Genomic DNA, 11813 nt, shown 5'->3' on the forward strand with positions numbered 1-11813 from the left:
CTCGGGTGTGTGAGCCGCAGCTACACCGTGCGCACCTACGGGTGCCAGATGAACGTGCACGACTCGGAGCGGATGGCCGGTCTGCTGGAGGACGCCGGGTACGCCCGGGCCGAGGACCCCGACACCGCCGACGTCGTCGTGTTCAACACCTGCGCGGTGCGGGAGAACGCGGACAACAAGCTCTACGGCAACCTCGGGCACCTGCGCCCCCGCAAGGTCGCGAACCCGGACATGCAGATCGCCGTGGGCGGCTGCCTGGCCCAGAAGGACCGCGACACGATCACGCGGCGGGCCCCGTGGGTCGACGTCGTGTTCGGCACGCACAACGTGCACGCCCTGCCGACGCTGCTGGAGCGGGCCCGGCACAACGAACAGGCGCAGGTCGAGATCGCCGAGGCGCTCGAGGTGTTCCCCTCGACGCTGCCCGCGCGCCGCGACTCCGCCTACGCCGGCTGGGTGTCGATCTCGGTGGGCTGCAACAACACCTGCACGTTCTGCATCGTGCCGTCGCTGCGCGGCAAGGAGCGCGACCGGCGCCCCGGCGACGTGCTCGCCGAGGTGCAGACCCTCGCCGCGGACGGCGTGCTCGAGGTGACCCTGCTGGGCCAGAACGTGAACGCCTACGGCTCGGACATGGGCGACAAGCAGGCGTTCTCCAAGCTCCTGCGGGCCTGCGGCGAGGTCGAGGGGCTGGAGCGGGTGCGGTTCACCAGCCCGCACCCGCGCGACTTCACCTCCGACGTGATCGCCGCGATGGCGCAGACCCCGAACGTCTGCCCGCAGCTGCACATGCCGCTGCAGTCCGGCTCCGACGACGTCCTGCGCCGGATGCGCCGCAGCTACCGCTCGGAGCGGTTCCTGTCGATCCTGGCCGAGGTCCGGGAGTCGATCCCGCACGCGGCGATCACCACCGACATCATCGTCGGTTTCCCCGGCGAGACCGAGCAGGACTTCCAGGACACCCTCGACGTCGTCGAGCGGGCCCGGTTCGCCGCGGCGTTCACCTTCCAGTACTCGAAGCGCCCCGGGACGCCCGCCGCGGACCTGCCCGACCAGCTGCCCAAGGCCGTCGTGCAGGAGCGCTACGAGCGCCTCGTCGCGCTGCAGGAGCGGATCTCCTGGGAGGAGAACCGCAGGCAGGAGGGCACCGAGGTCGAGCTGCTCGTGTCCACCGGCGAGGGCCGCAAGGACGCGGCGACCGCCCGGCTCACCGGCCGCGCCCGCGACGGGCGGCTCGTGCACTTCGCGCCCGGGGACGCGACCGGCATCCGGCCGGGCGACATCGTCACCGTCCGGATCGACCGCGGTGCCCCGCACCACCTCGTCGCCGACGGCGGTGTGCTCACCCACCGCCGCACCCGCGCCGGTGACGCCGCCGAGGCCGGCGAGCGCCCGTCCGGGGCGCCCACCACCCTGGGACTGCCCGCGTTCGGCGCCCCGGTGCCCGAGCCGGTACCCGCCGCGCCGTCCTGCGGCGTCGCCGCCACCACCGGAGGTACCCGATGAGCGACGTGTCCCCGGAGACCCGCGCCGAGATCGACCGGGCCGGGCGCGGTGTCGCCCGCCGGATCGACCCGGGCGCGCGCGCCATGCTGATCGCGGTGGCGATCGTCGCCGCCGTCGCCGCGCTGCTGCTGCCGTGGGTGGCGGGCACCCCGGGCTGGCAGGTGCTGGCCTCCGGCACCTCCGGGCCGCTGCCGACGCTGTTCTCGTTCACGATGACCGGGTTCGCCGTCGTGGTGTCCGCGGCCGCGCTGCTGACCCGGCTGTGGGCGCTCGCGTGGCTCGCGGCCTTCGGCTGCGGGATCTCCTCGGTGAACGGGCTGTGGGCGATCTGGTCGCAGCAGACCGGCGCCGAGGCCGGCCCCGGGCTCGGGATGGTCCTCGGCGTGATCGCGGTCGTCCTGCTGACCTTCGTGTGGGCGGGCGCCGCGCTGCAGCGCGACTGACCCCCTACCGCTCGTCGACCGCCTGTTCGGCGGCGGTCAGCCACTCCCGCCACTGCGCCGCCTGCGCACGGGCCTGCTCGGCGCGCCTGCCGTCGCCGGCCGCCTCGGCCTTCTCCGCCTGCGCCTCGAACTGCTCGACCCGCACCCGGAACTGCTCCACGCGGGCCTGGGCCTCGGGGTCGGTGCGGCGCCACTGCGCGTCCGCGGCGGCGGCGACCTTGTCCTCGATCCCGCGCAGCCGCCCCTCCAGGGTGCGGATCTCCTCGCGCGGGACCTTGCCGATGGCCTCCCAGCGCTCCTGGACCTCACGCAGCCGGGCCCGTGCTCCGTCCGGGTCGGACAGGTCGATCGTCTCGGCCTCGGCGAGCAGGGCCCGCTTCGCCTCGGCGTTCTCGGCGAACTCGGTGTCGCGGGCGGAGAAGTGCTCCCCGCGGCGGGCGAAGAAGCGGTCCTGCGCGCCGCGGAAGCGGGCCCACAGCGCGTCGTCGGCCTCGCGGTGGGCGCGGCCCGCGGCCTTCCACTCGGTCATCAGGTCGCGGTAGGCGGCCGCGGTCGCGTTCCACTCGTCGGAGTCGGCCAGGGCCTCGGCCCGGTCGACGAGCTCCTCCTTGCGGGCCTTCGCGGTGACCCGCTGGCGGTCGAGGTCGGCGAAGTGCGAGCCGCGCCGCCGGTTGAACGCCTCACGGGCCTTCGAGAAGCGCTTCCACAGCTGCTCGTCGGTCTTCTTGTCGACGCCGCGGACGGTGCGCCACTCGTCGAGGATCGCCTTGAACCGGTCCCCGGCCTGCTTCCACTGGGTGGAGTCCGCGGCCATCTTCTCGGCCTCCACGGCGAGCGCCTCCTTGCGGGCGACGGCGTCGTGCCGGGCGCGCTCGCGCTCCTCCTTCGCCGCGCTGACGCCCTGCTCGGCCCGGCCGACCAGCTCGTCGAGCCGCTCGCGCAGGGCGGGCACGTCCCCGACCACGTGCGCCTCGCCGAGGCCCTCGCGCAGCGCGGTGAGCGCGGTCAGCGACGCCTTCGCGTCCCCGCCGCCGGCGATCCGTGCGGCGAGCACCTCGGTCTCGGTGACCAGCGCGTCGAACCGCTTCGCGTAGTGCTCCAGGCCCTCCGCGGGCGGACCGGCCTGGTAGGAGCCGACGACCCGCTCGCCGTCGGCGGTGACCAGGGTGATGGTCCCGTCGTCGTCGGCGCGGCCCCAGCGGCCCGGGTCACCGGCCGCCGAGGGCACCGGCGACGGCAGCGCTGCGGGCGGCGCGGGCGGTGCGACCGCGGCCGGGGTGGGCGCGGGTCGCGCGGCGGGCGGCGGTCCGGGCCGTGGGCCGGGCCGGGGCGGACCCGGCTTCGGCGGGGTGGGCCGGGTGGGCTCGGCACCCTGTCCTGCAGCGTCGGTCGCGTGGGTCTCGGACACCGGTAGGTCCTCCTCGTTCGGCCCGCCGCGGGGGCGGGCGCCCCGGTGCGGATGTCCGTCCGGGGCCGTGCGCGCACCGGGCCCCTCGCGCGGTGCGGAGGCCGGAACGGCGATTCAAGCAGGTCCACCGCCCTCGGGGGAACCGCGTGCCCCCCGGCCGGGTACGGGCGTCGCGGCGGGGGAACGCTGATTACCCTCGGATCCCGTGCCCGCCGCTATCGCCGTCCTGCCCCAGCCCCCGCTCCTCGTCCCCGCCCTGAGCGGCGACGCGGCGGTCGAGACCGAGGGGCTGCGCGAGGCCGTCGCCACCGCCGTGGCGGGTCTGGCCGCGGCCGCGGACAGCTGGGTCGTCGTCGGCGCCGATCCCGGCGGGCGGCGCACCGTCGCCCCGGGTACCCGCGGCACCTTCGCCGGCTACGGCCGCGACGTCCCCGTCGCGCTGCCCGGTCCGGCCGGCCCCGACGAGGGCCCGGAGCTTCCACTCCCGCTGCTGGTCGCGGCCTGGGCCGCGGTGCCGGCCGGGGTCGGGTCGGCGCGCGGCGAGCTCGTCGCGCCGGACGCCCCGGTCGCCGACTGCCTGGCGCTGGGCGCGGAGCTCGCCGGCGAGGGGGTCGGGCTGCTCGTCGTCGGTGACGGCGCGGCCAAGCACACCGCGAAGGCCCCCGGCGGGTTCGACGCCCGCGCCGAGGCGTTCGACGCCGTCGTCGCCGCCGCGTTCGACGCCGGTGACCCCGAGGCGCTCGCCCGGCTCGACCCGGACGGCGCCGCCGCGCTCTGGGCGTCCGGCCGCGCGCCCTGGCAGGTCCTCGCGGGTGCCGCGCGCGGGCGGGCCTGGACGGCGGCGCACCGGCACACCTCGATGCCCTACGGCGTCGCCTACCACGTGGCGCTGTGGGAACCGGCGTGAACGCCCCTCCGTCGACGGCACCGCCGCTCGTGGTCGTGGTCGGGCCGACCGCGACCGGCAAGTCGGACCTCGGGCTGGAGCTGGCACTGGCGCTGGGCGGGGAGGTCGTCAACGCCGACGCGATGCAGCTCTACCGCGGCCTGGACGTCGGCACCGCGAAGCTCGCCCCGCACGAGCGGCGCGGCATCGTCCACCACCAGCTCGACGTCCTCGACGTCACCGAGACCGCCTCGGTCGCGGCCTACCAGCGCGAGGCCCGGGCCGTCGTCGAGGAGCTGCGCGCCGCCGGACGCACCCCGGTGCTCGTCGGCGGCTCGGGTCTCTACGTGCAGGCCGTGCTGGACGAGCTGGAGTTCCCCGGCACCGACCCGGAGCTGCGCGCCGCGCTCGAGGCCGAGCTGGACCGCGACGGGTCCGGCGCGCTGCACGCCCGCCTCGCCGCGGTCGACCCGGTCGCCGCGGAGCAGGTGCTGCCCTCGAACGGGCGGCGGATCGTCCGCGCGCTCGAGGTGATCGCGCTGACCGGCCGACCGTTCCGGGCGACGCTGCCCGGCGCGGGCACCCCCCGCTACGACGCCGTGCTGCTCGGCGTGGACCGCGACGTCGCCGAGCTCGACGAGCGCGTCGCGCTGCGGGTGGACCGGATGCTCGACGACGGTCTGGTCGACGAGACCCGCGCCCTGCTCCGCCACGGGCTGGCGCAGGGCCGCACGGCGTCCCGCGCGCTGGGCTACCGGCAGGTGATCGAGGCCCTCGACCGCGACCCCGCCCACCCCGACCTCGCCGGTGTCCGGGAGGAGACGGTCCGGGCGACCCGGCGGTTCGTGCGCCGCCAGCGCTCCTGGTTCCGCCGCGACCGCCGCATCCACTGGCTCGACGGTGCCGACCCGGACCTGGTGGCCTCGGCGCGCGCGGTGCTCGCTCGTAGGCTGGTGGCATGACCGGCGGCATCGCGTTCAGCAAGGGGCACGGCACGCAGAACGACTTCGTGGTGCTGCCCGACCCGGACGCCGCGCTCGACCTCACCCCGGCGCGCGTCGCCGCGCTGTGCGACCGCCGCCGCGGCCTCGGCGCGGACGGGGTGCTGCGGGTCGTGCGCTGGGCGAAGCTCGCCGGGGAGCCCGGCGTCGGTGAGCCCGCCGACGGCGTCGAGTGGTTCATGGACTACCGCAACGCCGACGGGTCGCTCGCCGAGATGTGCGGCAACGGCCTGCGCGTGTTCGCCCGCTACCTGCACGAGCGCGGCTGGGCCACCGGCGGGCCGGTCGGCACCCGCAACGGGGTGCTCGACACCGCGGTCGGGCGGGACGGGGTCTCGGTCGGGCTCGGCACGGTCGGCGTCGGCCCGGCGTCGGTCGCCACCAGCGGCGACGCGCGTTTCGACGGCATCGCCCTCGACGTCGGCAACCCGCACCTGGCCTGCGTCACCGCGGCCGACCCGGACACCCTCGACCTGACCCGCGCGCCCTCGTTCGACCCGGCGCTGTTCCCGAACGGGGTGAACGTCGAGTTCCTGACCCCGCTGGACGGTCCCGCCGACGGCGGCCGGATCCGGATGCGGGTGCACGAGCGCGGCGTGGGGGAGACCCGTTCCTGCGGCACCGGGACCGTCGCCGCCGCCGTCGCCGCGCTGCGGCACGCCGGGCACTCCGCCGGCGACGTGCAGGTCACCGTCCCGGGCGGGCTGCTGCGGGTGACGGTGGAGGCGGGTACCGACGAACGGACCGGGCCCACGACGCTGCACGGCCCGGCCGTGCTGCTCGCGTCCGGGGAGCTGGACCGGGCGTGGTGGGACGCGCCCGCCTGAGCGTCGCGAATCCGGGCGGACACGGGCCCCGCGACGTGGGAGGATGGGGTCGAGATGACTGATGCCCACACGCACCCCTCCGTGACCCCCTCCGCGTCGAACCCGGTTCCGACGGGTGGCGAGCTCGACCTGGAGGAGCGCACGTCGTTGCGCCGGGTCCACGGGCTGTCCACCGAGCTCACCGACATCACCGAGGTCGAGTACCGCAAGCTCCAGCTGGAGCGGGTCGTGCTCGTCGGCGTCTGGACCGAGGGCACCGCCGAGCAGGCCGAGAACTCGATGACCGAGCTGGCCCGCCTCGCCGAGACCGCCGGTTCCGAGGTAATGGACGGCCTGGTCCAGCGCCGCTCCAGCCCGGACCCGGCCACGTTCATCGGCTCCGGCAAGGTCGAGGAACTGCTCGGAACCGTCCGCGCCACCGGCGCCGACACCGTCATCTGCGACGGCGAGCTGTCACCCGGCCAGCTCCGCCAGCTGGAGGAGCGGCTCAAGGTCAAGGTCATCGACCGGACCGCGCTGATCCTCGACATCTTCGCCCAGCACGCCCGTTCCCGGGACGGCAAGGCCCAGGTCGAGCTCGCGCAGCTGTCCTACCTGCTGCCGCGGCTGCGCGGCTGGGGTGAGGCGCTGTCCCGGCAGGTCGGTGGCCGCGCCGCGGGCGGTGTCGGTATCGGTGGCCGTGGCCCCGGTGAGACGAAGATCGAGCTGGACCGGCGCCGGATCCGCGCGCGCATGTCGAAGCTGCGCCGCGAGATCGGCGCGATGCGCCAGGTCCGCGAGACCCAGCGCGGCAGCCGTCGCCGCAACGAGATCCCGTCGGTCGCGATCGTCGGCTACACCAACGCGGGCAAGTCGAGCCTGCTCAACCAGCTCACCGACGCCGGCGTGCTGGTGCAGGACGCGCTGTTCGCGACGCTGGACCCGACCACCCGGAAGGCGCAGACGCCCGACGGGCACGAGTACACCCTCACCGACACCGTCGGGTTCGTGCGGCACCTGCCGCACCAGCTCGTCGAGGCGTTCCGCTCCACGCTGGAGGAGGCAGCCCGGGCCGACCTGCTGGTGCACGTCGTCGACGGGTCCGACCCGCTGCCCGACGACCAGATCGCCGCGGTCCGCCAGGTGCTCGTCGAGGTCGGTGAGGCTGCGGGCGACACGATGCCGCCCGAGCTGCTCGTGATCAACAAGACCGACGCGGCCGGTGACCTCGCGCTGGCCCGGCTGCGGCACGCCCAGCCGGACGCGGTGTTCGTCTCCGCGCACAGCGGTGACGGGATCCGCCGGCTCCGGGAGCGCATCGCCGAGCGACTGCCGCGCCCGGAGTACGAGGTCGACCTCCTGCTGCCCTACACCGAGGGTGCGCTGGTCGCCCGGCTGCACGACGACGGCGAGGTCCTCGCCGAGGAACACACCGCCGACGGCACCCGGATCCGGGCGCGGGTGAAGCCCGAGCTGGGCACCGCGGTGCTGCCGTTCGCGGTGGCGGGCTCGGCCCTGCCGACCGGGACCGGCACCGACCTGCCGGCGACGGCGGCGGGCCACTGAGCGTCCCACCGGCCGGGCGGCCGGGTCCCGGGACCGTGGCCCGCCGCCTGACCGCGGTCCTCTGCCTGGCCGGTGCGCTCACGGGTGCGGCCGCGCCGCCGCCCGGGGCGACCCCGGCCTGCTCGATCGACGACCCGCGGCTGGCGGAGCTGTCCGGGCTGGTCGCCGAGGGCCCGCCCGGCGCGGCCCCGCAGCGCTACCACGCCGTCGTCGACGGCGGCGGGACCGCGCGGGCGTTCACCCTGGATCCGGCCGGCTGTGCGGTCACCGGCACCCGGCAGGCCGACGTCCCGGTCACCGATGTCGAGGACCTCGGCCTCGGACCGGGCGGGGAGCTGTGGCTCGCCGACACCGGCGACAACGGGGCGCGGCGCGGGTCGGTCCGGCTCGTCGTGCTGCCCCCGGCCGGGCCGCCACGGGTGCACGACCTGGTCCACGCCGACGGTCCGCGCGACGTCGAGGCACTGCTGGTCGGCGACGACGGCGTGCCCCTGCTGGTCGACAAGACCACCGGGGCCGCCGGGGTGTACCGGCCCGCCGCGCCGCTGCGCGACGGCGGGGACCCCGTGGAGCTGCGCCGGGTGGCACAGGTGGTGCTGCCCTGGTCCGGCACCGGCGGCGGGCCGCTCGGGGCCGCCGGGTCGCGCACGGTCACCGGCGGCGGGCTCTCGCCGGCCGGGGCCGGCGGCGGGCGCGCCGCCGTGCTGCGGACCTACACCGACGCCTGGGTGTTCCCGCTGCCCGCCGGCGGACCGGCGACGGCCGACGCGCTGGTCGCGGCCCTGGGCGGGGCACCGCTGCCGGTGCCGTTGCCGGGGGAGGCGCAGGGTGAGGCGGTCGCCCCGGACGGCCGGGGCGCGCTGCACTCCGGGAGCGAGGCGCGGGGCCTGACCGCGGCGGCGGTCACGGTCGTCCCGGGCGCGGTGTCCGCGGCGACCGTTCCGCAGGCACCGGTCGTGCCTCAGCCCGCCGCGGTGCCGGAGTACCGCACGTACCCGTCGTGGCTGCCTGCCGCGGGCGGGGCCGCGGCGCTCGGGGCGCTGCTGGTCGCCGGCGCCGTCGCGATGTCCCTGCACGGACGGCGCCGCCGGTCCCGCTGATCGCGGGAGCGGGCGCCGTCCGAGGAGGTCAGAGGCGGCGCAGGACCGCCACGACGCGGCCCAGGATCGACGCGTCGTCACCCGGGATCGGGTCGTAGGCGTCGTTCGCGGGCATCAGCCAGATGTGCCCGTCCTTGCGGCGGAACGTCTTCACGGTCGCCTCGCCGTCGATCATCGCGGCCACGACCTCGCCCTGCTCGGCCACCGGCTGCTGGCGCACGACGACCCAGTCGCCGTCGGTGATCGCGGCGTCGACCATCGAGTCGCCCTTGACGTTGAGCAGGAACAGCGTGCCCTCGCCGACGATCTCGCGCGGCAGCGGGAACACGTCCTGCACGGCCTGCTCGGCCAGGATCGGGCCACCGGCGGCGATGTCGCCGATGAGCGGCACGAACGCCGGCGCCGGCCGCGCGGAACGCAGGTCGGCGGTGTCGGTGTCGGAGTCCGTCCCGTCGGTACCCGCGATCTGCTCCGGGCTGCGGACGTCGACCGCGCGGGTGCGGTTCGGGTCGCGCCGGAGGAAGCCCTTGCGCTCCAGGGTGCGGAGCTGGTGGTGCACCGACGAGGTGGACGTGAGGCCCACCGCGTCACCGATCTCGCGGACGCTGGGCGGGTAGCCGTACCGGTCCACCCAGTCCCGGATGACGGCCAGGACCTTCTTCTGCCGCGGGGTCAGGCCGCGGGTGTCGGCCGCGGGGTCGGGGAACTCCCGGACCTTCGCGGATCCCCGGTCCGCGGCGGTGCCGGTCACGCCGGGACCACCGTGTCCGGTGTCGTCCGCTGCCATCGCATTCGCCTCCTCGGGGTACTTACGGCGACGACCCTAGCCGCCACGGGCCCGTTCGCCAAACATGCGTTCGAAGTCGCCCGGGGCGTGTCGTGGATTCCGCCGGGCCGCAGTGGTACAACATCGCACAGGCGTTCGATCGAACACTGGTTCGATCGAACGCGGTCCGCGCCGCCGTCCGGCCGCGCGGGGGCGACCGGCAGCGGGAACGGCAGCGGGGGTGGCGATCGTGGGTGCGGCGGTCATCGGGGACGTGACGGTCATCGGGCGGGTCCCGGTACGCACCACGACCGGCGGGGTGCGGCCCGGCCGGGTGCCGGGCGTCGTGCGCCGTGCGGTGGCCGCGTCGGGTGTCCTGCTCGCCTCGGCGGCCGCGGTCGTCGGGCTCGGGGTGCTCGCCGACGTCGCGGTCGCCACCCACGGCCCGGCCGGGCCGCCCGCGGTCGGCGCACCACGCTGAGAACGTCCCCGGCACGGGCGACGACCTGCGGGAACGCGGTTGTTGTCGGTGCCGGGTGCTACACCGCTCGTACGCCCGTTCGACCGGGCTCGGGGAAGGGCCGGTCGGGAGCGGGGGAGACGAGACCGCCCGGGGGACGGGCGGTCCGACGGCAGGAGGAACCATGCGAGAGCTCGACGAGCGGATCCGCGACCACGGGGCGGTCGGCTGCCTGACCGGCGCCCCGGCGCCCGGCACCCCCACCTCGCGCGCCCGGCGCGCCGCCCGGGAGCGGGTGCGGGCCGCCGACGGTCTCGCCGGTGCGGCGGGTGCCGGCTCGTCGGCCGCTGCGCGCGCGGCCCACCGGTGGGCCGCCCACGGGGCGCGCGAGCGCGCACTGACCGAGTCGGTGGCCCGTCATCCCGCCGCCCGTTCCCGGCGCGCTCCGGTGTCCGGCGCCCCCGGGGCCGGTGTCCCGGTGTCCGGTCCCACCGGTGGTCCGAACCCCGCGGTCCGGACGCCCCGCTGCACCGCCGCGGGCCCGGCCCCGGCGGCGACGGCGACCCTGACGCGGCCCGCGCCGGCCGCGGCGCCGCCCCGTCCTCGGTCGGTGGCCGTGCCGGCACCGCGCACCGTCCGTCCGCCGTCCCGGCGCTGCCTGGTCCCGGCCCGCCCGCGTCCGGCCCGCAGCCGCGCCCGCGGGCGCCTGGAACGGTTCCTCGCGGGGGTCGCGGCCCTGCTGTGTGCGACGACCGCGGTGGTGGCGCTCGGGCTGCTGGGCGACGCGGCGGCGGGCTGGAACGCCCCCGCGGCCGCCGTGCCGTCGGTCGGCGCCGTGCGTTGACATCGGCGGCGCCGCGCGGCGCGACGCCGCACCCCGTGGTGCGCACGGCCGTGCGCTGCGGGGCGGTCCGAGGTGGTGACGGTGCGGAGCGACGGACGCCGCGTCGGCGTCGCATCGGGTGACGGCTGCGTGGGGTGGCGCGCGGATGTCGGGACGTGGTCGCCGGGATGTCGCCGGAGGAGTCGGCGACGTGCCGCCGGGCGCGTCCGCAGGGCGTGTCCCCGCATCGGGTGGCCGCCGGTCGCGGTCCCTCCGGCGCGACGGACGGCGCCGCCCGCGACGTTCCTCGGCGCCACCAGCGCCGATGCCCCGCTCCATGATCGTCGGCGACGGACCGGTCGCGGAACGTGGTGTGCGAGGCTCGGTTCCCGATCGGGCGAAGCTCGGCGTGGCACCGGGCCCGGGATGGCGTACCCCTAGATGTAGGGGTTACATTGGTGTCGTTCCGCCACTGGTTGGGGGGACGGATCGCTGCGGAGAGTTTCCGGAACGTCACGGAAGAGGGGTGTGAGCGTCCATGCGCTGCCCGTTCTGCCGACACCCGGACTCCCGCGTGATCGACTCCCGGACCGCCGACGACGGGACCTGCACCCGCCGGCGCCGGTCCTGCACCTCGTGCGGACGACGGTTCACCACGGTCGAGGAGGCCGTGCTCGCCGTCGTCAAGCGCAGCGGGGTGACCGAGCCCTTCAGCCGGCAGAAGGTCGTCGGCGGGGTTCGGCGGGCGTGCCAGGGCCGGCCGGTCGACGAGGACGACCTGCAACAGCTCGCCCACCGGGTCGAGGAGACGGTGCGGGCGCGCGGGGCGGCGGAGCTTCCCAGCCACGAGGTCGGGCTGGCGATCCTCGGGCCGCTGCGTGAGCTCGACGAGGTCGCGTACCTGCGGTTCGCGAGTGTCTATCGGTCCTTCTCCTCCATCGAGGACTTCGAGAAGGAGATCGCCGACCTGCGTTCGGCGGCTGCCGGGGAAGCAGCCGACGACGAGGCCGGTCACCACCCGGACGGCTGAGCGGCGCGTCGTCGTCGC

At 76.4% G+C, this 11813-nt stretch carries 12 protein-coding genes; 10 read left to right on the plus strand and 2 right to left on the minus strand.

The window, feature by feature from the left end; all coding sequences use genetic code 11:
* The first annotated feature begins 9 nt into the window (after positions 1-9).
* Together miaB and KPF22_RS09725 are read left to right on the plus strand one after the other, a co-directional pair.
* Positions 10-1506, plus strand: a complete 1497-nt coding sequence (gene miaB, locus KPF22_RS09720) for a tRNA (N6-isopentenyl adenosine(37)-C2)-methylthiotransferase MiaB (RefSeq protein ID WP_208820938.1) — start codon at positions 10-12, stop codon at positions 1504-1506.
* Entirely contained in the window at positions 1503-1949 is a 447-nt protein-coding gene (locus KPF22_RS09725) for a hypothetical protein (RefSeq protein WP_208820936.1), read from the plus strand. Before miaB ends, KPF22_RS09725 begins: the two co-directional genes overlap by 4 nt.
* Positions 1950-1953: 4 nt before the next feature.
* On the opposite strand, the gene KPF22_RS09730 is transcribed toward KPF22_RS09725, so the two are convergent.
* Complete coding sequence (locus KPF22_RS09730) at positions 1954-3189, minus strand: DUF349 domain-containing protein (RefSeq protein ID WP_208821050.1); 1236 nt, start codon at positions 3187-3189, stop codon at positions 1954-1956.
* 373 nt (positions 3190-3562) lie between these two features.
* Between KPF22_RS09730 and KPF22_RS09735 the strand changes: the two genes are divergently transcribed.
* From KPF22_RS09735 to KPF22_RS09755, 5 genes are read left to right on the plus strand one after another with little or no spacing between them, the layout of a single operon-like run.
* On the plus strand, positions 3563-4264 hold the full coding sequence (locus tag KPF22_RS09735; RefSeq protein ID WP_208819097.1) for a hypothetical protein: 702 nt from the start codon (positions 3563-3565) through the stop codon (positions 4262-4264).
* Positions 4261-5205, plus strand: coding sequence for a tRNA (adenosine(37)-N6)-dimethylallyltransferase MiaA (gene miaA, locus KPF22_RS09740; RefSeq protein WP_224401802.1), 945 nt, complete (start codon positions 4261-4263; stop codon positions 5203-5205). Before KPF22_RS09735 ends, miaA begins: the two co-directional genes overlap by 4 nt.
* The gene (gene dapF / locus KPF22_RS09745; RefSeq protein WP_224401803.1) at positions 5202-6071 is read left to right on the plus strand and encodes a diaminopimelate epimerase; all 870 of its coding nucleotides are present in this window, start codon (positions 5202-5204) and stop codon (positions 6069-6071) included. The genes miaA and dapF overlap by 4 nt, the downstream gene beginning before the upstream one ends.
* Before the next feature lie 54 nt (positions 6072-6125).
* Positions 6126-7616, plus strand: coding sequence for a GTPase HflX (hflX, locus tag KPF22_RS09750; RefSeq protein ID WP_208819094.1), 1491 nt, complete (start codon positions 6126-6128; stop codon positions 7614-7616).
* 35 nt (positions 7617-7651) lie between these two features.
* Positions 7652-8716 carry a hypothetical protein gene (locus KPF22_RS09755; protein WP_208819093.1) on the plus strand — a complete coding sequence of 355 codons (1065 nt, stop codon included), beginning with the start codon at positions 7652-7654 and terminating at the stop codon, positions 8714-8716.
* A gap of 28 nt (positions 8717-8744) precedes the next feature.
* On the opposite strand, the gene lexA is transcribed toward KPF22_RS09755, so the two are convergent.
* Positions 8745-9503: a transcriptional repressor LexA gene (gene lexA, locus KPF22_RS09760; RefSeq protein WP_062396661.1), complete on the minus strand. Its 759-nt coding sequence runs from the start codon at positions 9501-9503 to the stop codon at positions 8745-8747.
* 229 nt (positions 9504-9732) lie between these two features.
* On the opposite strand from lexA, the gene KPF22_RS09765 reads away from it, so the two are divergent.
* The 3 genes from KPF22_RS09765 to nrdR all read left to right on the plus strand — a co-directional run bounded on the left by KPF22_RS09765 (position 9733) and on the right by nrdR (position 11795).
* On the plus strand, positions 9733-9963 hold the full coding sequence (locus KPF22_RS09765) for a hypothetical protein (protein WP_208819092.1): 231 nt from the start codon (positions 9733-9735) through the stop codon (positions 9961-9963).
* 163 nt (positions 9964-10126) lie between these two features.
* Complete coding sequence (locus KPF22_RS09770) at positions 10127-10786, plus strand: hypothetical protein (RefSeq protein ID WP_208819091.1); 660 nt, start codon at positions 10127-10129, stop codon at positions 10784-10786.
* A gap of 517 nt (positions 10787-11303) precedes the next feature.
* Complete coding sequence (gene nrdR, locus KPF22_RS09775) at positions 11304-11795, plus strand: transcriptional regulator NrdR (protein ID WP_062396654.1); 492 nt, start codon at positions 11304-11306, stop codon at positions 11793-11795.
* Positions 11796-11813: the final 18 nt, after the last annotated feature.

It is taken from the genome of Pseudonocardia sp. ICBG1034 (assembly GCF_020131375.1).
In the GTDB taxonomy this organism is placed as follows: Bacteria; Actinomycetota; Actinomycetes; order Mycobacteriales; family Pseudonocardiaceae; genus Pseudonocardia; species Pseudonocardia alni.